This is a genomic window from Nocardia sp. NPDC004860 (assembly GCF_040609015.1).
Classification (GTDB): Bacteria; Actinomycetota; Actinomycetes; order Mycobacteriales; family Mycobacteriaceae; genus Nocardia.
In genome coordinates this window covers 29329-51382 of record NZ_JBEXJI010000017.1, presented here as the reverse complement: position 1 = coordinate 51382, position 22054 = coordinate 29329, and the positions used below count along the sequence as shown (strand labels likewise).

The following is a 22054-nucleotide window of genomic DNA, read 5'->3' as shown; positions in this document are numbered from 1 at the left end:
TGGTGTTCGGGTCAGGTGCCGGTGGTCGGATCAGGTTGGATGACAGACGGCCTGGTGCACGTGACTAGGCGAGGACGGGTCAGCGTTGGCGTGCCGGAATGTGTTTGCCGCCAGAGGCGAGAGCGATCATGTGCTCCCGGTTCCTGATCTTTCGGCGCACACGGTTCTCGGGGGCGTCCTCGCGTTCGGCGGCTTCGACGCGGCACCAGTCTGCGTAGCTGACCGCTTTCTTGCGGACGGCGTCCGGGAGTACTTCGAACCCGGCCGATCCGCTGCCGGCGGTGACAGCGCCGACCTCCACGTCGGCAACGATCTCCGCCGCGACCACAAGTGCATCGCCGCGATTCTCGGGGATGGTGCCTCGCGGACCGCGGCGCAGCCATCCGGTGCGGTACAGACCAGGACGGATCCGGCCCGATTTGGGGTCAGGTTCATCCAGCGACGGCTCCGTCGATAGTCCGTCGGGAGGGCGGGTGAATCCGATTGCGGTAATGACACTGTCGGCCGGAAGTGTGTAGGTCTGTCCATCCCGGTCGGCGAGCACTACCTCATGGACGCGGTCGGTGCCGTGCACGGCCACCGGTGTCCGGCCGAAGTGGAAGGTGACCTCGACGCGCGCGGTCGCGGCGGCTGGTGACCCGGCTACCAGTTCTCGTACGGCCTCCACCCGTCGCGTCGTTGCTTGGTCGGCGTCTGTGGGCAAAGACGTATCGCCTACTGCCCGGAACTGCACACCGGTGATGCGGCCGAGCTCGCGCAGCATCACTGCGTCGGCTTTCACGCTCGGCAGCGGTGATCTGCTCACGATGTCGATGCGGTGGGCCGGGGCTTCGGCGTAGGCGTCGAGCAGTTCGTCATCGATATCGCTGCCATTGAAGTGTTCTTTGGTCTTTACCAGGAATCGGACGATGTCCACGGCGACGTTGCCGCTGCCGATCGTCACGATGTTCTCGCCGAAGGCAGGGAGCAGGTCGGCCTCGTCCGGATGGCCGTTGAGAACCCGGGTGAGTCTTCCCGCCCCGTGGATTCCGGGCAGATCCGCGCCGGGGATGTCGAGGGGACGGTCGCAGCTCAATCCGGTGGCGAGGACGACGACGGGGAACGCAGCGCGGAGCTGGTCGAGGGTGAGGTCGGTGCCGATCTCGATGTTGCCCGCGAATTTGACTCCGTCGCGGGTGAAGATGCGGTCGAACTGCCGAGAGATGGTCTTGGTGTGCTGATGGTCGGGCGAAACCCCGTATCGGACCAGGCCGAACGGCGTCGTCAGGCGATCGAACACCGTGATCGGAGCCTTCGGCCATGCCCTCCGGAGCGCTTGGGCGATGAAACATCCGCTGGGACCGCTGCCGACGATAGCGATCGGCAGAGGAGACGAGGTGGACACGGGAGCTCCTTCATCGAAGTTGACCCGATGCGGATCGGCAGGGAGGACGTGACGTCGAAGTGTATACTAAAACATTCACATTGTGAAGTTTAGGCAACGCGGGGGTGCGGGATCGCTAAAGCGGCATCTACCTGGGCATTTGTTCGAAAGATGTGCAGAACTAGGTCTTGTGACGGGAGTTAATCGCCCTGTAACATCCTGTCTATTCATCTACATATAGATTATTAACCGGCGGGTGATCCCGCCTCAGCCCCCAGTCATTCCCTCGAAGGGGACAGGATGAGTACCACAGCCGACGTCGGGGATGCGCCGTATCTGGACATCTCCGCACACGACTTCTCCATGCACTCCGAATCGGTACGCAACGCCCGCGCCGCCTCCTTCTACGCCCGGACTAACTACGGACTCGCGATCTTGCGCTATTCGGAGGTGACTCAACTCCTCAAGAGCCCGTCATTGGCGCAGGGTAGTGCCCGCTGGCCTGACCATCATGGCGTGCATAGCGGAATCTTCTACGAGTGGTGGTCGAAGAATCTGCTCGTGCTCGAAGGCGACGAACACCACCGCATCCGGCGTCTGCTCAACCCCGCCTTCTCTCCGACGGCCGCCCGACGCCTCGAGCCTCAGTTCGAGGCGATCGCACAGGAGTTGGTCGCCGCTTTCGCGGATCGTGGCGAAGCCGAGTTCGTCCACGAGTTCGCCGAGCCCTACGCCACAAGAGCGCTGTGTGTGATGCTCGGTCTGCCTCAGGACGCGTGGCCATTCATCGCCGACCGTGCCAATACGATCGGGCTCGCGCTGAGTGTCTCGATCAAGGAGGACATCGACAAGATCGACCAGGCCGTGCAGGAGCTGTATGACTACGTCGAGAAGCTCATCGCCGAACGTACGGCGGCGCCCAGCGACGACATCATCTCGCGACTGGTGCAGTTCACCGATTCGGGGGACAAGCTCACGCCTGCCGAGCTACGCAATGCCCTGGTGCTCATGCTTTTCGGTGGTATGGACACCACGCGCAACCAGCTCGGACTGGCACTGCAGACCTACATTCGCAATCCCGACCAGTGGGAGCTGCTCGCGGCGCGGCCCGAGCTGGCCCGTTCGGCGACGGAGGAGGCGCTGCGGGTCAATCCGACCACCACATGGGTAACCCGCGAAGCCATCGAGACCTTCGAATTCCAGGGCCTCGAGATCCAGGCCGGTACGACGGTGCACCTGCTCACCTACACATCCGGGACGGACCCCCTGGCCTACCCCGATGGCGATGACGTCGCCATCGACGCCCGGAACCGCCCACCGCACCACACCTTCGGTGGCGGTATGCATCACTGCCTGGGTCATTACATCGCCCGCGCCGACATCAGCGTCGCACTGCCCATCCTGGCCCGCGAACTCACCGACATCCGGTGCCCTGGCGGTGACGAATGGCTGCCTGATTCGGGCAATACGGGCCCGATCCGCTATCCAATCACCTTCGATAAGCGCGTTTGAGGAACACACGATGACACTCACCCACGATGAATTGGGCTCACCACCGCACGAAAACGTCTCCGCCACAGCCGGATTCGGCGAGCATCTGCGTTCGGCACTGTCGGACCGCGGTGCGTTCGATCGCCATCGGGAGGCGAATCTCGCTCCCGGTGTCGTCGAAGGTCTCGAGGAGCAGATCGCCCGCAGCGGAGTCGAATTCATCTACTACATGGTTCCCACCATCGGCGGTCGCACGATCGCGAAGGTGGCGCCTGCGGCGCATGTGGGCCGCATGTTGGCCAAGGGAATCGCATTCCATCGCACCGCGCTCACCGACCTGCAGTCCGACCGATTCGGCGGACTCATCGGCGGTGGCGTCGGGGCTCGTGAGTTCTGGGGTCTGCCACAGCCGGAGACCTTCCAGGTGCTGCCCTGGGACAACACCGTCGCGCGTGTCTTCTGTCGCGCTTACGACCCCCCACACCTGCCGACTGTCGGCGGTCAGGTGAATCCCTACGACACTCGCGCCTTGTTCCAGATCGCCAACGAAGGGTTCATCACGCGCACCGGACTGGAATTGCGTTCCGGCCTCGAACCCGAGATGTCCTGGGCCGGCCCGGGTATGGAGGTGCGCGCAAAGGACGGTCAGAGCCCCGCGTACCAGGTCGAGAACCTGGAGCGGATGCGACCCGTGTACCAGCGCGTCATCCGATACGCGCAGGCGCTGGGCTTCGACATGATCCAGGGCGACTACGAGGACGACGGCCAGCTCGAGCTGAACTGGAACTACGATCGCAGCGACCGCACTGCGGACCGGCTCGTTACCTACCGTCAGATCTGCAAGCAGGTGGCCCGCGAACTCGGCATCGAGGCGAGCTTCATGCCCAAGCCCACAACCGGCAAGATGGGCAACGGCTGCCACCACAATCTCAGCCTGTGGCGCGGTGACGAGAACGTCATCGAGGACGGACGGGTCGAACTGCACGTCACCGATCTCGCAAAGAACTCGATCGCGGGCATTCTTCTGCACTCACCGGGGTCGGCGCTCGTCATGGGTTCCACCGTGAATTCCTACAAGCGCTATTGGGATGCAGGCCAGTTCGCGCCAGCCGAACCCACCTGGGGATTGGACACTCGCAGTGCGGCCGTGCGTATCTCGGCCAACGGCCGGATGGAGTACCGCATCCCCGATGCCGCGGTGAACCCCTATCTGTCGCACCTGTATCTGCTCGCCTCCATCGAGGACGGGCTCCGGCGCAATCTGGATCCGGGTGAACCCGAGGTCGGTGGTGGTGACGTGACCGGGGCCGTGCTGCCGTTGACGCTCGGCGAAGCAATTGCGGCCTTCCGGGCCGACGAGTACCTCTTCGAGCTGATGCCCGAGGCGTTGACCTCGGTATATCTCGAGCTCAAGCAAGACGAGTGGGCACGCTTCTGCAGCGTTGTGACCAAATGGGAGTTCGATCAGTACTGGGAGGCGATCCCGTGACGGAGATCGTCCGTATCGCCTGCATCGATTCCGAGGCGCCGCCGCTGTTCCACAAGAGCCTGGACGGGGTGTTGCGCGAGGGATACGAGCCCGAGGCCGCCCAGCTCGTTTTCGGCCGCCTCGGCCGGCGCGTCGAATGGGTCTTCTTTGCCTGGGAGGACATGATCCCCGCAGTGCGTGAAGGCGACGTCGACGCCGTGTGGTGCGGGCAAGGCATCACGGCCGAACGCGCCGAACTGGTGGACTTCACCGCCCCGTACGCGGTCTTCAACGAGACCGTCGTCGTCCGTGCCGGTGACCGCGCGCGGTCACCGCAGGACCTGGCCGGCTACCGCATCGGCGCGATCGAGAACTCGACCAACGAGAAGCTCGCGGCGACCTTCCCCGGGATCGAACTGGTGGGATTCGGCAGCAGCGACGATGTGTTCAGGGACATGATCGAGGCGACTCGCAACGGCAGCATCGATGGCTTCGTCGATGACGATGTCGTGAATATCCCTCTCGTCGAACAGGATTCCGCCTTCGCGACGGCGTTCATCGTCGAGACACGCAATCGGTGGGCCATCGGTGTCGCACCGGGCAACGACGAGTTGCGCATGCAGATCAACGGAGCATTGGCCGCGGTGATCGCCGATGGCAGCCTCGAATCTGTGTGGAAGCGTTGGATGCCGCTACTCGACTTCCCGCTTCCGGCATGATGGCCACGCCGAGAACACCGCTGATCGGTGTCACCGGCATGTGGTCGAACCGGGTCCACGGTTTGAGATTCGACGGCAATGCGGTCGCGGTCCAAGTCTTGAAATCTGTGGTTTCTGCCGGTGGGGAACCGCTCATTCTGTTTGCCGAAAGTGCGCTGCTTGCTCCGGACCGGGTGCGGATGCTCGACGGCATCCTGATTCCGGGTGGTGCTGATCTGAGACCGCAAACCTATGGGGCGACAGCGCATCCGGAGACCGTTCCGGCCGATTACGAAGGGCAGGACGCCTTCGAAGCTGAGATTCTGCGCGTGGCGATAGAGGAGGGGGTCCCGGTTCTTGCGATCTGTCGCGGATTCCAGCTGTTCAATGTGATCAGTGGTGGCACCCTGAATCAGCATCTTGGCGACGACGACAATCCGCACCGCAACAGCGTCCACGGGGTCGAGCTCATCGCTGGGACGGTGCTGCACCGTGTTCTGGGTGTCGACAGGATCGATGTCTCCTCCTATCACCATCAGGCTGTCGATCAGGTGGCGGACGATCTGATCGTCTCCGCACGAGCCTCCGATGGTGTTGTGGAAGGGCTCGAGCACCCGACCGGAGAGGTTGTCGCGGTGCAATGGCATCCCGAGGACACCGCGGCGCAGGAGCCACATCAGCAGGCACTGTTCGATTGGCTCGTCGGGCGTGCGCGCGAACGTCGGCGAACCCGTACGGGGGCGCCGGTGGCCGTTAATTCTCGGTGAGGGGCCCGCTCCCTGCGCAGCAGGGTCTGTCTTCGCGACGCCCGCGAGACAGACCCTGCCCCGACGCATCACCGTATGCGGTCGCCACCCGCACGACTGATCGTGCGGGTGGCGCAGCCGGGGAGCGGGCGGTGCACATCGCACCTCGCGTGCCGATTCGCCGATCGCATATTTCGACGTTGTGACACGGACGTAACGGTTAAATAATATTAGTACCAATTGGTACGCATACCAGTTGGAACTGCTATCTTGGGAAGCCGCCGGGTTGAGACTCCAGCCTGCGCCAGCCGCCCGATAACTCGGCCGCTTCGTTAAATCAACTCCAAGGACAGACATGTCGTACACACCGCCTCGCAATATGCTCGAGATGGGCCTGTTCACCGGCGCTCCTCAGCACGAGAACATGTGCCGGATCACCGAGATCGTGCCGACCACCACGATGGAGCCGTCCCCAGAGCCGTACATCTGGCCGGTCGGGTCGGCGATCACTCTGCCCGAGACCTATGTGTTCGACGGGGAGACGAAAACGACCGAGGATTTTTTGGTCGACACCGATACGGCGGCACTTCTCGTGCTGATCGATGGGGTTGTGCGCTACGAGCGTTACATGCTCACCGGTGGGCCCGACGTGCAGTGGCTGTCGATGTCGGTGGCGAAGAGCTTCGTATCGGCGCTTGTCGGCATCGCGGAGGACGAGGGATATATCGAAAGCATCGATGAGCCGATCAGCAACTACGTGCCGGTCGAACCGGGCTCGGCCTACGACGGAGTCACGATCCGGCAGGTGCTGCATATGTCGTCCGGTGCGCGCTGGAACGAGGATTACAGCGACCCGGAATCCGATATCTTCCGCGTCAGCATGGCCCTCATGGACGATCAGGGGCTGGACAGATTCGTCGCTGGAATGGTTCGGGAGGCAGAGCCAGATACGGTGTGTCGCTACAATTCCGGCGAGACGCAGATTCTCGGCGCGCTGATCGCACATGCCACGGGCAAATCGGTCACCGAGTACATGAAGAACAAGCTGGTCGATCCGCTGGGCTTCGAGTCGGCGGGGTACTGGATTACCGATGCTCTGGGAACCGAGATGACCTACGCAGGGCTCAACCTCACGGCCCGGGACTTTGCCAAACTGGGTGAGCTCTACCGCAATAACGGCGTGTGGCAGGGGACCCAGATCGTTTCAGCTCAGTGGGTCAAAGATTCCACGACGATCGATTCGCCGATCCGTCAGCCCGGTAGACCACTGGTCGGCGATCACGAATTCGACCTGGGCTACGGCTATCAGTGGTGGATTCCCGCGGGTGACCGCGGTGACTATAGCGCCATCGGAGTGCTCAACCAGCTCGTCTACATCGATCCGGCCACGAACACGGTCATCGTGAAGCTCTCAGCGAATCGCAAATACGGCGTCGCCAACCTGGAGAGCACCAACCGGGATTCCGAAAATGTGGAATTCCTCAGGGCGATCGCGCAAGCCGCCCACTGATAGTGGCCGGTGGCGTCCCACGCCACCGGTATTCGTTTCATCCATCCCGCATCGCTCGCGTTCGCCCTGAGGAGTACCTATGCCCACATTCCCCGACAGTGTCGGCATCCCGGCCGCCACGCTGGTCGACCATCCACTCGCCTTATTGACCGCCGAGGAGATCGATGCCACCCGGGCGATCGCGGACGCATCGGGGTTACTGACAGAAACGACCCGCTTCGTCTACATGGGGTTGACCGAGGCGGCCAAGCCCGAGGTCCTCGCCTTCCAGCCTGGCCTGCCCATTCGCCGACGCGTCGATGTCATGCTGCTCGACCGTGCGAGCGGGGAGGGCACGGTCGCCACCATCGATGTGACCGCGGGGCTCGTGGAGGCTCGGCGGCACATCGACGCGGCGGTCGACGGCCAGACAGCAATCCTGGACGAGGAATTCGACGATATCGAGGGCTGGCTGATCGCCGATCCGGCATTCTGCGAGGCCTTGCATCGGCGAGGCATCGATCCCGGGCTGGTTCGCGCGGTCCCGTTGTCGGCCGGAAATTTCGGCAACGAGGTCGAATCGACCCGTCGTATGGCTCGGGTGATCGCCTTCGTCCAGTACGACGCGGCCGATCTACCCTGGGCCCACCCGATCGATGGACTGGTCGCCCATGTCGACCTCATCAAGGGGGAGGTTTTCGAGGTTCTCGACCATTCGGAATATCCGGTGCCGACCGAGCGAGGTGAATGGAACGCGACGCCACACGGCGACGGAGTGCCTCGCACCGACCTCAAACCGATCGAGATCGTCCAGCCCGAGGGGCCCAGCTTCGTGCTCGAAGGGAACAAGATCAGCTGGGCCGACTGGGAATTCCGTTTCACTTTCGACGCCCGCGAGGGTTTGATCCTGCACCAGCTCGGATTCCGCGACGGCGATACCGTGCGGCCGATCCTCTACCGCGCGTCTATTCCGGAAATGGTTGTGCCCTACGGCGATCCGCAGCCTGCACGCTATTGGATCAACTATTTCGATCAAGGCGAGTACATCTTCGGCCGCTACACCAACTCCCTCGAACTCGGGTGCGACTGCCTGGGAGAGATCACCTACTTCGATGCGGTGATCTCCGATGAGAAGGGACGGCCCCGGACCATCAAAAATGCCATCTGCCTGCACGAAGAGGACTACGGTGTGCTGTGGAAGCACACCGACATGTTCAACGGCATGGCCGAGACACGTCGGCAACGGCGACTGGTGATCTCGTTCTTCCTCACCATCGGCAACTACGACTACGGCTTCTACTGGTACCTCTACCTCGACGGAACGATCGAACTGGAGGCCAAGGCCACCGGCGTCGTATTCCCCTCCGCTTACACCGGACCCGACGGATTCGCGACGGAAATGGCGCCGGGCCTGGGCGCGCCTTTCCACCAGCACCTGTTCTGCGCGCGGCTGGACGTCGCGATAGACGGTCACCTCAACAGCGTCGATGAGGTCGACGCAGTGCGAGTCCCTGTGAGCGACATCAATCCTCACGGAAACGCATTCCGCCAGCAGAAGACACGACTCACCAGCGAATTGCATGCCCAGCGCCACGCCGACAACCGCAAGTCGCGCCATTGGTTGATCACCAACCCGGAAAAGCGCAATCGGCTGGGACAGAACGTCGGGTATGCCCTCTACCCCCAGGGGCAGCCTGAACTGCTCGCCGACCCGTCCAGCGCCGTGTACCGACGGGGCGCCTTCGCCCGAAACCACTTGTGGGTCACCCCGCACGATGCCGGGCAGCGGTGGCCTGCCGGCGAGATCATCAACCAAGCACCAGGCGATGATGGACTGGCGGCCTGGACAGCGGCCGACCGACCTGTCGACGGACAGGACATTGTCGTGTGGCACACCTTCGGCCTCACGCATTTCCCCCGCCCCGAGGACTGGCCGGTGATGCCTGTCGACTATGCCGGATTCACCTTGAAGCCGGTCGGATTCTTCGGTCGCAACCCCGCACTCGATGCACCCAAGGCAGACAGCGGCCACTGCGCGACTCCGGTTGAGCACTCGTGCCATCCCAGTGAACAGAACCCGTGACGATCCACCGCGTCCTGCCTACTGCATCGACAGCCTTGGCGGGCCTCTGCCTCGTGGCGCACTTAGCGATGTTCGTGACGGCGCCAGGTGTGCTGTCGGTGACTCTGTTGGTAGTGAGTCTTCTCTGCTTGGGATGCTCCTTCACCCTGACTAGGCAGTCCACGGTCCAGGGATGGTCGGTGATGGCTCTACTCAATCTCGCGATTGTCGGTGGGCACATCCTGATGGGCGGCATTCAAGGAGATCGCCACTCCGTTGGGACTCCCGACGTCGCGGGAGCGAGCCACCACGGCAGCAGTGCCCCGATGCCCGACATGGCGAATTCCGTCGGCCTCTCCCACATGGATCGAGCCACGATGGATCTGTCCGTTGCTGTGGCATTTCTCGAAATCGCGATCGCGCTCCTGGCTGTGGCGGCTTCCCTACAGGGGCAGCGCGATGCTCGGGTTGCACAGCGGCTCTGACCAGATCGAGATGGTGACTGCCCGTAAGGGGCTACAAAGCGGAAGGAAGTCGACCGAAATGCCCATTAGGCTGTCGTCGATGACTGCCACCCCTTCCTCGCCCGAACCCAGACGAATCGACGGACGTACGCTGCGACACCAGCACCGACGTCCTGAGATCGTCGCGGCACTGGCCGAGTATCTGCTCGCCACCGGCGTCACCGATCTGTCGCTGCGCTCTGCCGCAACCGCCATAGGGGTCTCCCATGTCACCTTGTTGAGGCACTTCGCGACGAGGGAGGACTTGATCGTCGAAGTCGTCGCGAAGATCAGGGCCGACCTGGTCACGCGAGTGGAGGAGGATCTGCGCAACGATCCGACAGCAGACCTGGCCAGTTTCATCGAGCGACAGTGGCGTCAGCTGAGCGCACCCGATGAGGCCGGGCAGTTCCTGCTGCTGTTCGAGCTGACAGCACGCCACGGACGCGCTACGCAGGACAGTCATCTCGACATCGGAAAGTCCCTGACCGACAAGCTGATCGAGCCGTTTCGCGAGGAGCTGGGACGCAAGTTCGCGATGAAGCACGAGGAGGCTGAGGACGTGGCGACCCTGCTCGTTGCTCAGATCCGCGGACTCATACTCGACGTACTGCTATCGGGTGATCGCGAACGCGCGGATCGGGCCATGAACTGCTTCATCGAGCGGATCGTGTGCCGCGGCCCGAACTGAGGTTGTCAGGGCGGGGCGGTCTCTCTGCATTGATGGACCAAACGTCCGCAGCTCCGTCAACGCTTCGTTGATATCGCACGGCCGGTGTCCTCGGCGGTGCGGATGAGGTCCTCGCAGCGGGCGCGGCGGCGGTTCCCTATTTCCAGGTCCGGGAGTCAGGCGCGACGGGTGTTAGTGACGAACGCGGTCCACCGCAGCCCGTCGACGATGGTGTACCGCAGCTGCGTGCCCGGATGCGGGCGCTCTTTGCACACGATCAGCCGCATGCCGGCCGGCCAGCTCGACAGGTCGGGCAGACATGTCAGTTCGGCGACCCAGGCGCCGGGTATTGCCACAGTCGTCGACTGCAGTAGTCGCTCAGGTTCACCTTCACCGATACCCTCGAAAGCCGCGCGGGCGTGATCGCATCTATGAGCAGGGGAGATGTCAGGAGTACACACGGTCGACAGCCGCACCGGAATGCCTGCTCGAAGAATTGGCGAGCCGCCTCCCCGGCGTCCGGCGCGGTCGAGAAACCCGGACGGTTTTCGATCTGGACCAGGCGATGGTGTGCGTCGGGCCGGGTCGCGGCGAATGCCGTCGATGACGCACCGAGGGAACGCGACAAATGTCCTATGCGGAGTTGGTCGCAAACTCCAGGCGGATCGGGCCTCTGGGCGCTTATATACGCCGATCGGCATCAATAGCGTCGAATATCACAACCGATCAGTGGCCGACCGAGTCGGATTGAAGACCACAGGAGCAATTGAGGTGAGCGACAGGTCGATCCGCAACTGTGGCTGTCCTACCGCGACCATAGCGTTCACCGCCGAGCTGAGCCACTACGGTGATGGAGTCAGCCGCTTTCCCCGCGAGGAACGCGGGCGGCCGGACCTCGACGCGTTGCTGGGTCATCGGCTGGACGACACCGTGATCCACTGTTGCAGTCCCGAGTGCGGACGGGCAGTCAGATTGCACCGCCATTGCCAAACGATCTGCGCGGCCAGTTTCGGCGTTGGGTCGAACTTCCACGCGACGGGTTCCGGCCCTTGGGGATGGCGGTCGGATCGATTCTCGCGTGCAGGGAGTGGAGGCGCGGAGGCCATGTCACAGTGTGGGCAAGCCCGGTGTCGGGTACATCGGGAGCTGTCCGATCGGATCATTCTCGACGACGATATGGTTCGTCGCACCGAGGTATGATCACCATGGAGGAGAACACGTCACCGCGCCCCGATGAAGAGGACGTGCGTGTGTCGGTGTCATTGCTGGGATTCCGATATGACTATCGGGCGTGCATCACCGCCGCTCTCATATTTGTGCAGGAGTGGGCGGAAACCCGTGGAGCCGAAGGTATCTCGGTCTCTCACGGCGACACGGCAGGCCTGTCTCGACTGCCCTGCGAACGCTTGCATCTGGAACCGTGACGAACGCCCCCTCGGAACGAAGCCATCGACACCTCAACCACGGAATCGATTGATCGATGAGACAGGCGCTGCTTCGACGCATTCCACTCGATTCGACAGCTTCACCGTACTCCGGTGACACGGTCGATCAATGCGAGACGGTTGCCACGTTTCGCCCAACAGTAGCGAGTTCCATACTCCGTGCAATAACTGGCCGAACACACGCGGCCCACTGTCGAACTCGTGAACTATAGGATGGCCACGATGTGGCCGGTGGCACTTGACTGGGCCCCGATGGCGGGTCCACCGGCTATGCGAGTTGTAGCCGTTGCTCGAACTCGGTCGGTGACCATTGCTGACGGAATGCGTTGGGGCTGAGGAAACCCAGCGATCCGTGTGGCCGGTAACTGTTGTACTCGATGCGCCAGTCCTCGGCAAGGACCTGCACCTCGGTCAGCGAATGAAACACCTCGCAGGACAGGGATTCGTCGCGGAAACGGCCGTTGAACGATTCGCAGATCCCGTTCTGCCAGGGCGATCCCGGGTCGATGAACGAGGCATCGACGCCGGTGAATCGGCACCAGTCGGTCATCGCGTGCGCGGTCATCTCGGTGCCGTTGTCCATGCGGATATGCCTGGGTCTTCGACCGGTGGCCGCGATGATCTCGTCGAGGACAGCGACGAGCCGGTCGGCGGTGCACGATCGGAATGCTCTGGTGGCCAGGGCTTCTCGCGTGAACTCGTCGATGATGTTGAGAAACCGGACCTGGCGGCCGTCGACGGTGACATCGACCTGGAAGTCCAACGCCCACATCTGATCCGGGAACGATGCCTTCAAGCGTTGATTCCGGCCCGGCCCGATACGGCGTTTCTTACGCGCCCGGCTGGGTCTTTTCAATCCCTCCTCCCGCCAGAGTCGTTGCGTCCGTTTATGGTTGGTCACCAGTCCTTCACCGCGGCACAGCGCATGGGCCTTGCGCCAACCCCACCGCGGATGCTTGCGCGAGATCGCGCGCAATCGCGCCCGCAGCGCCTGTTCGATCTCGGTGACCGCCGGCGGTCGCCGTTGCACCGACCGTGACTGCCCAGCCACCCGGCAGGCACGCCGTTGTGATACCCGGAATCGTTGCTGCAGAACCACGACGGCTCTGCGGCGCCGGTCCGGGTTCAGTAGTTTCCCCGGTTCAGTTCCTTGAGCATGTCGATGTCGAGGGCCTGCTCGGCGACCATCTTCTTCAATCGCGCGTTCTCGCGTTCGAGCTCTTTGAGCCGTTTGGCGTCGTCGGATTTCATGCCGCCGTACTGGGACTGCCAGCGATGCCAGGAGGCCTCGGAAATCTCGAGGTGTTTGCACACCTCCTCGATCGAGAACTTCTCACCGAGCAGCTTCTCGCCCTCGCGGAGCTTGCGGATGATCTGTTCGGGGGTGTGTCGTCGTCGCGCCATGTCGTGATCTCATCCTCCTGCACCCATTCTGGTGCATCAGAACCCTCACAACCGCTGGACCTGCTCAGCGGGCTCCAGTCACACTGTCCAAAATCTGAGCAACGGAAGTCGCTCCACACAGCGGAGTTTACCCTGTGTGACATCATTTAGCTTCAGGAGTTTCCGATGTGTTGCACTGCGGTACAGGCGATGTCGCTGTGTTGAAAGTGAGTCCGTGGGCGCGCTTCGATGATGCACGCCTCGGCGTCGGACACCGTTTCGCCGAGGTTCTCGGCACCGTTGTGGCTACCGAACCTGAAGACGTTCCGGGTGCCCTTGCGGCAGTTGATGAAGCGAGTCGAGAAGGCTTGTGGGCCTTCGGGTTCGTGGCCTATGAGGCGGCGTCCGGGTTCGATTCCGGGCTCGCAGTGCATGCGCCGGCGGATGGTCTGCCACTTGTCTGGTTCGGGCTGTCCAAGGCACCGGAGCGAATCTCGTTGGTAGGCAGCACGAAAGAGCGGGCGTACCGACTTGGCCCACGCCGGTACGAGTGGGGGCCGGAGCAGCATCGTCGTGCAGTCGACCGGATACACGGTCATATCGCCGACGGCGATACCTACCAATGCAACCTCACCACACGGATAGATATGGACTTCGAAGGTGATGTCTCGCAGATGTACGGCGATCTGGTTCACGGGCAAGGTGGCTCGTATAACGCCTTCCTCGACACTGGCCGCTTCGCGATCGCAAGTGCCAGTCCGGAACTGTTCTTCGAGTTTGACGGCGACCGGCTGCTGATGCGGCCGATGAAGGGCACCGCTCGCAGAGGCGGGTCCCTCGCGGAGGACCACGACATCGTGTCGAGACTGCTGAACGACCCGAAGGAGCGCGCTGAGAACATTATGATCGTCGACCTGGTGCGCAACGACGTTTCGCGGCTGGCGGTCACCGGTGGTGTTTCGGTCACCGCGCTGTGTCGCGCCGAGCAGTACCGGACGACTCATCAGCTGACCTCCGACGTGACTGCTCGCCTTCGCCCCGGCGTTGGATTGCCCGAGATATTCGGCGCGTTGTTTCCATGTGGCTCGGTCACGGGCGCACCCAAGGCGCGCACGATGGAGATCATCCGGGACCTCGAGCCGTCCCCTAGGGGGGTCTACTGTGGGGCGATCGGTATGGTCGCCCCGGTCGGGACCCGGGTGCGGGCTCGGTTCAATGTTGCGATCAGGACCTTGGTCGCCGACCGCCTGCGCCGTCGTGCGACGTATGGCACTGGCGGCGGGATCACCTGGGATTCCAGTGCTGGCGCCGAATACGCGGAGTTGTGCGCGAAAGCTACCTTGCTTACCGCTGTCGAAACTCGCCATGTTCCACGACGCCTCGCGTACCATTCCAGTCCATCGCACACAACGGCGGTCGATATCTCTGTTGTTTGCCGGGACTTTGAATGAGTCATCAAGTCACCAGCCGACACCCGGGTCCCGACCAGCCGCCCGTGGATCTCGTGGATTCGCATGCCGCGGAGGGCTTGCCGGGTGAGCGTGTGCGGATGGAGTTGGGACTGCTGCACGGATAGGTGACAGCTGTCACCTGATCGTGCAGCAGCCCCATTGCAGGTCAACCGTTCCTGATGGAGTGCGTCGATGATTCTGGTTGGATCCGCCGTCATGTACCGGATCTTCTGTTGGAAACTGTCGATGCTGGTCTAAGGCTCGCTGATGTGAAATCGCATGAGCTGCTTGAAGATCCGAAGGTTGCCGCTCAACTCGCATGGACGCAGAGAGTATGTGATCGGATCGGGCTGGCCCATGAGGTGTGGAGCGGTGCTGACCCGGTATTGCTGGACAACCTGAGCTTCTTAGCGAGGTATCGGCGGATAGCCACCATCGACACGGACCTATCTCCCGTTGTGCTCGACGCAGTGACAACGGGACATCTTCGACGAAATGCTATCGGTGCCACGGGTGCGCGTCTGACCCGCAGCCGACGAATTGTCCGGCGACCACCTATGAGAGCCGCTTCCGCTACTGAGACGTCCTCGGGCTACAGCATTTCGGCGTACATGTGGCCGTCGAGGATTCCGAATTCGATCCGGCAGGGGAACGCAGATGGGTACCCGGCCGCACCAGCTCGCCGGTTCCCCCCGATGACAGTGGTCGCCCAGTCCCGCAGCCGCTCGGGTAGCTGGTATCGCACGCCGTTGGTTGCGCGCAGATACAGGGTGTCGGCGCCGGCTGGGTCGTATATGCCGACGGCGGCGACGTCGAGGATCATCCCCGTCTGCTGCGGCGAGGCGATCATAGGCGGCTCGAGTGGTGTCATGCCAGGAAGATAATGCTGGTAGCGGGCGTTGCGGGCCGCTCTGGCCGATACGGTCCGATACGTCCGGGTAGTTCTCGGCTCCCGTCCGACGGCCGCTGCTCAACGCCCAACCAGACGAGCATTGCCGCCGTGTCGGCCTACGGTGGCATTGGGTGGCAATGGGTGGCGATCGCATTGACGCGGCAGTCTCACAATGAAGCATTGGTCAAAGCGTTGGCTCGGCAGCGCAGCAGCGAACGCAGGTGGCGGCTGCGGTGATCTCTTCTTTGAGCGTGAGCCAGCGGCGGTTCTGGTCGGGGCCCTCCTCCTGCTCGTCTTCAGCATCGTCCTCATAGTTGCGATGAGGACCCACACCACGGTGCCGGAGGTCGTGGTGATCATGCTCCTGCTGATCTTAGGATTCTTCTTCGGCCAAACCATCAGCAGCAAAGGCAAATCCAGCGAGCCCGGCTGAGCGCGGGACGTGGTCCGGGTTCGGCGCGTGGTTGAGACCTCTGCGTGGGTGAGGCGTTCGAGTAGCAGTCCACGTAGTGCTGCGGTTTTCCTGCCCACCTGCCTTTCGTGATGCTCGTTTGCAAGTTGAAACGCGCAATGAAGCGGGTGAATGTCATGATCTTCGTCAGCGATCGGGTCGAAACCCTGGTCGATGAACTCGGCAGTGGCCGGTGTGTGCTGCTGCTCGGCGAGTATCGCGGTGCCGCAGCGCACCTGGTGCTCGCGGCCGCGGCGGCGGACACTGCGACGGTCGCCTTCCTGGTGCGTCACGGAAGCGGATTCCTGGAAGTCGCGATGCCCGAGGCCCGCTGCGATCAGCTCTGCATTCCGGCCATGTGGGACGGTGTGCCGACGGCAGGCCCTGCGTACGGGGTGAGTGTCGACCTCGCGGGATCCGACGGTACCGGCATTTCCGCCCGGGACCGGGCCGCGACGATCCGTCGTCTCGCCGATCCCGCTGCCAGGCATGGCGACTTCACGCGGCCGGGACATGTGGTGCCGGTTCGGGTGCCGGCCACGGATTCAGCCGAGTATTCCGGTGCGGCGTACGTGGCGATGGCCCTTGCGCATCTGGCGACGGGCAGGGCGGCCTGCGTCGTGACGGCGGTACCCAGCGTGCACAACCCAGCGGAGCTGGCGGATGCGGACGAGATCCACGCCTTCGGCGCCGCCCACGGTCTATCGGTCTGCGGTATCAGCGAAGTGTCCGGGCGGAATCTACGCCTCGCCGCTGAGCAGAACTACCTGCTCTACACGAACAGGTAGTGAAGCACGCAATTGTCCCATGCCGACCGGGCAAGCCCTGCATGATGCTCATCCGTATCGAGTGGCTTGCATCACATCCTGCACAGCCTGGTGGCGGGGACATGTCTGCCCTCGATTTTCCACACATCCGATCTGGAGAACTCATGAACGCCTCGATTGTCAACTTCATGCGTAACGCCCCGGCGACGTACCACCCGGGCTGGGGCGCAGCGGAATTCACCGATTGGCAGGACGAGCAGCTGTCCTGGAAGAACAGCTGCTATCTCGGAGACTGGTCGTTCCTGTGGGAGATCCAGGTCGACGGCCCGGATGCATTGCGGCTGTTCGAGCAGTCCTCGGTCAACAGCTTCGCGAAGTTTCCGATTGGGGCAGCGAAGCACCTGGTCCAGTGCAACGACAACGGGAAGGTCATCGCTGAGGGGGTGCTGATGCGGATCGGTGAGCAGTCCTTCCGGACCCAGTCGACGACGGCGTTCTGGACCGCCTGGCTCATCCGCAACGGGGACTATGACGTCACGTATTCCAAGCCGTCGCGCTTTCAGTTCCAGGTATCCGGGCCCAACGCACTGGCGGTGTGCGAGAAGGCTGCCGGAGAATCGTTGACGGACATCGGATTCATGCACTTCCGCACTGTTCGCATTGCCGGGGTGGAGGTCCATGCGCTGCGTCAGGGAATGGCCGGGGAAGTCGGATTCGAGTTGCACGGCGATGCCGCCCACGCGGAGGACGTGCGTGCCGCGATCCTGGCCTCGGGCGAGGAATTCGGGATTCGCCGGCTTGGCCGGCGCACAGCCATGATCAATCACCTCGAGGCGGCGTTCCCGACGGGCGGCTGGCACTACCTGGCGGACATGTTCGCCGACGGGTTCATGCCGTTCATGCTCGAGGAGTTCGATTTGATGGGACTGTCCGGGAAAATCGGTGGCAGCTTCGAAAGCGACGACATCGACGACTACTTCCTCTCACCGATAGCCCTCGGGTGGGGTAAGTCGGTCAAATTCGACCACGAGTTCACCGGCCGGGCTGCACTGGAGCGGGAGATCGCGAATCCGTCGAAGGTCCGGGTCACACTGGAATTCGACAGCCAGGACGTCGTCGACATATACGGTTCCCTGTTCGAGGACGGCGAGCCGTACCAGTTCCTCGACATCCCGCATCAGGAGCGGTGGGTGGCGTGGTCCGACGCCGTCCGCAACGACGACGGCGACGTGATCGGCATCTCCACGGTGCCCGGGTACAGCTACTACTTCCGCAAGGTGCTCACCCTGAGCTACGTCGACCCGCGCTACAGCGAACCGGGCACCCGGGTGCAGGTGGTGTGGGGCGCGCCCGGCACCCGGCAGAAGCTCATCGGCGCCACGGTCGCCCCCGCTCCGTACAAGAAGGACAACCGGCGCGCCGACCTCTTGGCGCTCGCCCGCCCCGCCTGACCGGTATCGACCGGCAGCCACTCTCGCAGAAAGTGATTTCTCCCATGGCAGTTCCCGCCGCCGACGTGAAGACGTCGAACGCCCCAGTGGCACTCACCCCGCAGCAAGCCCTGGACTCCGCCGTCGCTCTGCGGCCCCTGCTCGTCGAGCAGGCCGCCGACACCGAACAGCGGAGCTTCCACTCGGAGGAGTTGCATCTCCAGTTCGTCGAAAGCGGCTATTACCACATGCTGCGGCCGAAGATGTTCGGCGGCTACGAATTCGGCGTTGCGGACTACATGAGGGTGATTCGCGAGCTGGCCCGCGGGGACATGGGCACTGCCTGGTGCCTGTGCCTCGCGTCCGGGCACAACCTGCAGTTCGCCTCGTGGTGGCCGGAACGCGCGCAACGCGAGGTCTACGGGGACGGGCACTTCGCCGCGGCGATGACGTCGGCGCCGGGCGGAACCATGCGCCGCACTGCGGACGGGTGGGCGATCGAGGGAGCGTTTCCCTATGCGTCGGGTGGGCCGTATTCGACCCACTTCATGGGCCACGTCTTCGCGCGGACCGAGGGATCGGCGGAAGCAGGACCACTGTCGACGTTCATCGTTCCGCGTTCGGAGTTCACGATTCGCGATGACTGGGGCAAGACCCTCGGGCTGCGTGGCAGTGGTTCGCACACCCTCGACGTGCGCGACGTGACCGTGCCCGAGCACTTCGTGCTCTACGGCAAGGAGCAGGTGTCCATGAACGTGGACGAGGGCACGCCGGGCCTGGAACTGCACAAGAACCCGCTGTACGGCGGCCGGGGAGTCGGCTTCTTCGGGCTCGAGTTGGCCACTCTCGCAGTCGGTGGTGTGCACGCAGCTCTCGACGAGTACGAGCAGATCCTGCGGACGAAGCGGACGCCGCTGCCGCCGTTCACCCTGCGGGCGGCAAATCTGCGCTACCAGACCTGGTATGCGGACATCGTGACGGCGCTGGACGCGGCGGATGCGACGCTAGACCGGGTGGCCGACCTCTTTCTCGAATACGCGACCAGGGGCGCGGAGGGCGGCCGACCGTTCAGCGCGGCCGAGGATCTGGCCCTGACCCGGCTCGCGGCCCAGGCTCAGAACACCGCGTGGCGTGCGCTGGAACTCATCATGCGCACCGCTGGTAGCAGCGCTGCGGTTCAAGGTACGCGGCTGGAGCGGATCTGGCGGGACGCGACCATGGTCATCGGCCATCAGGCCAGCATTGTGCAGGATTTCGTCGGCGCCGACTATGCCGCGGCGGTTCTCCAGGCATCGAACTGAGCCGGGACAGATCAGAGAAGGAACAGCTGATGGGTCGAGTAGCGGACCGCTGCGCCATCGTCACCGGCGGTGCTCGCGGCATGGGCGCAGCCCACGTCCGGAAATTGATATCGGAAGGCGCCCGGGTGGTCGTCGCCGACGTGCTCGTCGACGAAGGTGCAGCGCTCGCTGCGGAGCTGGGATCACCAGCGCTCTTCGTCGAGCTGGATGTGCGTGATCCCGGGCAGTGGGCCGCCGCCGTCGATGCCGCGCGCGCCCACGGCGGCGAGGTGTCGATCCTGGTCAACAATGCTGGGATCACCGGATTCACGCCACTGGAGGAGATCACCCTCGCCGAATGGTCGGATGTGCTGGACGTCAATCTCACCGGCGCCTTCCTGGGCATCCAAGCTGTCGCGATGTCCATGCGCGCGGCCGGCGGGGGCGCGATCGTCAACGTCAGCTCGATGGGCGGGATGATGGCCATCCATCCCTCGTGGGCCTACACCGCGAGCAAGTGGGCGTTGCGCGGGCTGACCAAGGTCGCGGCCATCGATCTCGGCGCCTGGGGTATTCGAGTCAACTCCATCCATCCGGGCTTTATCAGCACACCGATGCTGGCCGGTGCGGACGAGGACGCGCTCGCCGCGAGTTTGCCGATCGCCCGCGTCGGCACGCCCGAGGAGGTGGCCGAAATGGTCCTGTACCTCGCCGCTGAGGCGACCTACAGCACCGGCTCGGAATTCGCGATAGACGGCGGTATCCGAGCCGGAATCAGGGCCGAGGAGTGACGTGGTGACCCAGTCGATCAGTACCGGCGGAAGTGTGACGCCCGATCGCTTCCGCGCTGCGATCTCCCATTTCGCCTCGGGGGTGACCATCGTCGTGACCCACGACGATGGCATCGACTACGGCACCACCGCGAGCGCGGTCTGCTCGTTGACCGCCGAACCGCCGGGCCTGCTGGTGTGTCTGAATCTCGGTTCGGAGACCGGCAGCGCGGTAGCGCGGACCGGGCGTTTGTCCGTGAACGTGCTACGCGAGGAAGACGGCGCGCTGGCGTCCCGATTCGCCGCGAAGGGCAAGGACCGGTTCGCCGACGTCAACCTCGACCGGCCTCGTTCCGGGGTACCCACCCTCGCCGAAGCCCTGGTCAGCTTCTCGTGCCATGTCGACAAGCGGGTCGTGTCCGGTACCCACGCGGTGTTTCTCTGCGGGGTCGACTCGGCCGAGGTCCGGCCGGGGGCTCCGCTGGCCTACTATCGCGGCCGGTTCGGTGGCTTCACTGCGCACCCGGACATCGAACTCGTGCGCCGGGTGACCGACGAGCTCGCCCGATGCAGCCCGAAGCACTCGTTCACCGTCGAGGAACTGTCGTATCGGCTCGACGCCCAGGCCGCGGCCGTCGCCGCCGCGATCGGCCGCGTCGAGCGCGACGGGCTGGTCTCTCGTACCGGGGACGGCCGCTACCACCTCGCCGGCCCGGCCGCCCGGCACTCGCCCCCGGCCTGAGGCCGATCCCGACAATCACCAAGGAGTCACCAATGGCCACTCGGCCCTCCGCCGCGGCGACACTCGACGCAGTGCCGGCCGCCACCACCTCGAACATCGACACCGCCCGCCTGCTCGTCCGCTGCCGAGATCGGCGCGGTGTGGTCTCGGCGGTCAGCGCGTTCCTGTCGGAACAGGGCGCCAATATCGTCTCGCTCGACCAGTACTCCACGGACTTCCAAAGCGGAGAGTTCTTCCAGCGCACCGTCTTCCACCTGCCCGGCTTCGCCGCCGTGCGGGACCGGCTGGAGCAGGAATTCCAGGAGCGGGTGGCCGGGCCTGTCGAGATGGAATGGACCCTCACCTCCGCGGCGACCCCCAAGCGGGTGGCGGTGATGGTCTCCAAGCTCGACCACTGCCTGCTCGATCTGCTGTGGCGCGCCAAGCGCGGCGAACTCGACGTCACCATCGGTGTCGTCGTCTCGAACCATCCCGATCTGGCAGACGAGGTGCGCGCCTTCGGAATTCCCTTCGTCCACATCCCGGTGAGCCGGGATTCGAAGCCGGAAGCGGAGGCCCGTCAGCTCGACCTGTTGCGCGGGAACTTCGACCTGGTTGTGCTCGCGCGATACATGCAGATCATCTCTCCGCGCTTCCTCGATGAGGTCGGCTGCCCGATCATCAACATCCACCACTCGTTCCTGCCCGCGTTCATCGGCGCGGCGCCGTACAAGAAGGCCAAGGAACGCGGCGTGAAACTGGTCGGCGCCACCGCCCACTATGTGACCGGGGATCTCGACGAGGGTCCCATCATCGAGCAGGACGTGGTGCGGGTGTCGCACCGGGCGTCGACCGGCGAGCTAGTCCGGCTGGGCGCCGACGTCGAACGTGCTGTGCTGACCCGAGCGGTGCGGTGGCACTGTGAGGACCGCGTGGTCCGCCACGACAACACCACCATCGTCTTCTGAGGGCCG

20 protein-coding genes and 1 pseudogene are annotated in these 22054 nt (G+C 63.8%); 17 read left to right on the top strand and 4 right to left on the bottom strand.

Annotation, left to right across the window (positions count from 1 at the left end):
• Positions 1 to 79: 79 nt before the first annotated feature.
• On the bottom strand, positions 80 to 1384 hold the full coding sequence (locus ABZV44_RS27265) for an FAD-dependent oxidoreductase (protein WP_354841938.1): 1305 nt from the start codon (positions 1382 to 1384) through the stop codon (positions 80 to 82).
• A 279-nt stretch (positions 1385 to 1663) separates the two neighbouring features.
• On the opposite strand from ABZV44_RS27265, the gene ABZV44_RS27260 reads away from it, so the two are divergent.
• The 8 genes from ABZV44_RS27260 to ABZV44_RS27225 all read left to right on the top strand — a co-directional run bounded on the left by ABZV44_RS27260 (position 1664) and on the right by ABZV44_RS27225 (position 10511).
• Entirely contained in the window at positions 1664 to 2875 is a 1212-nt protein-coding gene (locus ABZV44_RS27260; RefSeq protein WP_354841935.1) for a cytochrome P450, read from the top strand.
• A gap of 10 nt (positions 2876 to 2885) precedes the next feature.
• The gene (locus tag ABZV44_RS27255) at positions 2886 to 4343 is read left to right on the top strand and encodes a glutamine synthetase (RefSeq protein WP_354841932.1); all 1458 of its coding nucleotides are present in this window, start codon (positions 2886 to 2888) and stop codon (positions 4341 to 4343) included.
• Positions 4340 to 5041, top strand: a complete 702-nt coding sequence (locus ABZV44_RS27250) for an ABC transporter substrate-binding protein (RefSeq protein ID WP_354841930.1) — start codon at positions 4340 to 4342, stop codon at positions 5039 to 5041. Before ABZV44_RS27255 ends, ABZV44_RS27250 begins: the two co-directional genes overlap by 4 nt.
• Complete coding sequence (locus ABZV44_RS27245; RefSeq protein WP_354841927.1) at positions 4996 to 5787, top strand: gamma-glutamyl-gamma-aminobutyrate hydrolase family protein; 792 nt, start codon at positions 4996 to 4998, stop codon at positions 5785 to 5787. The genes ABZV44_RS27250 and ABZV44_RS27245 overlap by 46 nt, the downstream gene beginning before the upstream one ends.
• Before the next feature lie 367 nt (positions 5788 to 6154).
• Positions 6155 to 7276, top strand: a complete 1122-nt coding sequence (locus ABZV44_RS27240; protein ID WP_354841925.1) for a serine hydrolase — start codon at positions 6155 to 6157, stop codon at positions 7274 to 7276.
• A 79-nt stretch (positions 7277 to 7355) separates the two neighbouring features.
• Positions 7356 to 9338 carry a primary-amine oxidase gene (locus ABZV44_RS27235; protein WP_354841922.1) on the top strand — a complete coding sequence of 661 codons (1983 nt, stop codon included), beginning with the start codon at positions 7356 to 7358 and terminating at the stop codon, positions 9336 to 9338.
• A gap of 182 nt (positions 9339 to 9520) precedes the next feature.
• Positions 9521 to 9802: a hypothetical protein gene (locus ABZV44_RS27230; protein WP_354841919.1), complete on the top strand. Its 282-nt coding sequence runs from the start codon at positions 9521 to 9523 to the stop codon at positions 9800 to 9802.
• Entirely contained in the window at positions 9777 to 10511 is a 735-nt protein-coding gene (locus tag ABZV44_RS27225) for a TetR/AcrR family transcriptional regulator (protein WP_354841916.1), read from the top strand. Before ABZV44_RS27230 ends, ABZV44_RS27225 begins: the two co-directional genes overlap by 26 nt.
• A gap of 80 nt (positions 10512 to 10591) precedes the next feature.
• On the opposite strand, the pseudogene ABZV44_RS27220 reads toward ABZV44_RS27225, so the two are convergent.
• Positions 10592 to 10834, bottom strand: a pseudogene (locus ABZV44_RS27220) (IS1380 family transposase); the annotation flags it as partial.
• A gap of 861 nt (positions 10835 to 11695) precedes the next feature.
• Between ABZV44_RS27220 and ABZV44_RS27215 the strand changes: the two are divergent.
• Positions 11696 to 11914, top strand: a complete 219-nt coding sequence (locus tag ABZV44_RS27215) for a hypothetical protein (RefSeq protein WP_354841913.1) — start codon at positions 11696 to 11698, stop codon at positions 11912 to 11914.
• Between the two features lie 289 nt (positions 11915 to 12203).
• Here ABZV44_RS27215 and ABZV44_RS27210 read toward each other — a convergent pair.
• Positions 12204 to 13339, bottom strand: a protein-coding gene (locus ABZV44_RS27210) for an IS3 family transposase (RefSeq protein ID WP_354841911.1) whose coding sequence is annotated in 2 segments (ribosomal slippage) — positions 12204 to 13075 and positions 13075 to 13339 — 1137 coding nt in all. Because the reading frame shifts where the segments join, the coding sequence is not laid out codon by codon here.
• Between the two features lie 197 nt (positions 13340 to 13536).
• Between ABZV44_RS27210 and pabB the strand changes: the two genes are divergently transcribed.
• A complete protein-coding gene (pabB, locus tag ABZV44_RS27205; protein ID WP_354841908.1) occupies positions 13537 to 14769 on the top strand; it encodes an aminodeoxychorismate synthase component I in 1233 nt (410 codons plus the stop codon).
• A 592-nt stretch (positions 14770 to 15361) separates the two neighbouring features.
• On the opposite strand, the gene ABZV44_RS27200 is transcribed toward pabB, so the two are convergent.
• A complete protein-coding gene (locus tag ABZV44_RS27200) occupies positions 15362 to 15640 on the bottom strand; it encodes a hypothetical protein (RefSeq protein ID WP_354841906.1) in 279 nt (92 codons plus the stop codon).
• A 193-nt stretch (positions 15641 to 15833) separates the two neighbouring features.
• On the opposite strand from ABZV44_RS27200, the gene ABZV44_RS27195 reads away from it, so the two are divergent.
• From ABZV44_RS27195 to purU, 7 genes are all read left to right on the top strand, one after another.
• Positions 15834 to 16094, top strand: a complete 261-nt coding sequence (locus ABZV44_RS27195; protein WP_354841903.1) for a hypothetical protein — start codon at positions 15834 to 15836, stop codon at positions 16092 to 16094.
• Between the two features lie 137 nt (positions 16095 to 16231).
• Positions 16232 to 16900, top strand: a complete 669-nt coding sequence (locus tag ABZV44_RS27190) for a 3,4-dihydroxy-2-butanone-4-phosphate synthase (RefSeq protein WP_354841901.1) — start codon at positions 16232 to 16234, stop codon at positions 16898 to 16900.
• A gap of 143 nt (positions 16901 to 17043) precedes the next feature.
• Entirely contained in the window at positions 17044 to 18330 is a 1287-nt protein-coding gene (locus ABZV44_RS27185) for a hypothetical protein (protein WP_354841898.1), read from the top strand.
• A 44-nt stretch (positions 18331 to 18374) separates the two neighbouring features.
• On the top strand, positions 18375 to 19610 hold the full coding sequence (locus ABZV44_RS27180) for an acyl-CoA dehydrogenase family protein (RefSeq protein WP_354841896.1): 1236 nt from the start codon (positions 18375 to 18377) through the stop codon (positions 19608 to 19610).
• Positions 19611 to 19636: 26 nt separating this feature from the next.
• Complete coding sequence (locus tag ABZV44_RS27175) at positions 19637 to 20380, top strand: SDR family oxidoreductase (RefSeq protein WP_354842237.1); 744 nt, start codon at positions 19637 to 19639, stop codon at positions 20378 to 20380.
• 4 nt (positions 20381 to 20384) lie between these two features.
• Positions 20385 to 21101: a flavin reductase family protein gene (locus ABZV44_RS27170; protein ID WP_354841893.1), complete on the top strand. Its 717-nt coding sequence runs from the start codon at positions 20385 to 20387 to the stop codon at positions 21099 to 21101.
• A gap of 32 nt (positions 21102 to 21133) precedes the next feature.
• The gene (purU, locus tag ABZV44_RS27165) at positions 21134 to 22048 is read left to right on the top strand and encodes a formyltetrahydrofolate deformylase (RefSeq protein WP_354841891.1); all 915 of its coding nucleotides are present in this window, start codon (positions 21134 to 21136) and stop codon (positions 22046 to 22048) included.
• Positions 22049 to 22054: the final 6 nt, after the last annotated feature.

What these genes read in the sequence shown, in the direction of transcription:
- ABZV44_RS27260 (WP_354841935.1), top strand. Translation starts at nt 1,664, where the DNA reads ATGAGTACCACAGCCGACGTCGGGGATGCGCCGTATCTGGACATCTCC.
- ABZV44_RS27255 (WP_354841932.1), top strand. Translation starts at nt 2,886, where the DNA reads ATGACACTCACCCACGATGAATTGGGCTCACCACCGCACGAAAACGTC.
- ABZV44_RS27240 (WP_354841925.1), top strand. Translation starts at nt 6,155, where the DNA reads ATGGGCCTGTTCACCGGCGCTCCTCAGCACGAGAACATGTGCCGGATC.
- ABZV44_RS27235 (WP_354841922.1), top strand. Translation starts at nt 7,356, where the DNA reads ATGCCCACATTCCCCGACAGTGTCGGCATCCCGGCCGCCACGCTGGTC.
- ABZV44_RS27230 (WP_354841919.1), top strand. Translation starts at nt 9,521, where the DNA reads ATGGCTCTACTCAATCTCGCGATTGTCGGTGGGCACATCCTGATGGGC.
- ABZV44_RS27225 (WP_354841916.1), top strand. Translation starts at nt 9,777, where the DNA reads ATGCTCGGGTTGCACAGCGGCTCTGACCAGATCGAGATGGTGACTGCC.
- ABZV44_RS27215 (WP_354841913.1), top strand. Translation starts at nt 11,696, where the DNA reads ATGGAGGAGAACACGTCACCGCGCCCCGATGAAGAGGACGTGCGTGTG.
- ABZV44_RS27200 (WP_354841906.1), bottom strand. Translation starts at nt 15,640, where the DNA reads ATGACACCACTCGAGCCGCCTATGATCGCCTCGCCGCAGCAGACGGGG.
- ABZV44_RS27195 (WP_354841903.1), top strand. Translation starts at nt 15,834, where the DNA reads ATGAAGCATTGGTCAAAGCGTTGGCTCGGCAGCGCAGCAGCGAACGCA.
- ABZV44_RS27190 (WP_354841901.1), top strand. Translation starts at nt 16,232, where the DNA reads ATGAAGCGGGTGAATGTCATGATCTTCGTCAGCGATCGGGTCGAAACC.
- ABZV44_RS27185 (WP_354841898.1), top strand. Translation starts at nt 17,044, where the DNA reads ATGAACGCCTCGATTGTCAACTTCATGCGTAACGCCCCGGCGACGTAC.
- ABZV44_RS27180 (WP_354841896.1), top strand. Translation starts at nt 18,375, where the DNA reads ATGGCAGTTCCCGCCGCCGACGTGAAGACGTCGAACGCCCCAGTGGCA.
- purU (WP_354841891.1), top strand. Translation starts at nt 21,134, where the DNA reads ATGGCCACTCGGCCCTCCGCCGCGGCGACACTCGACGCAGTGCCGGCC.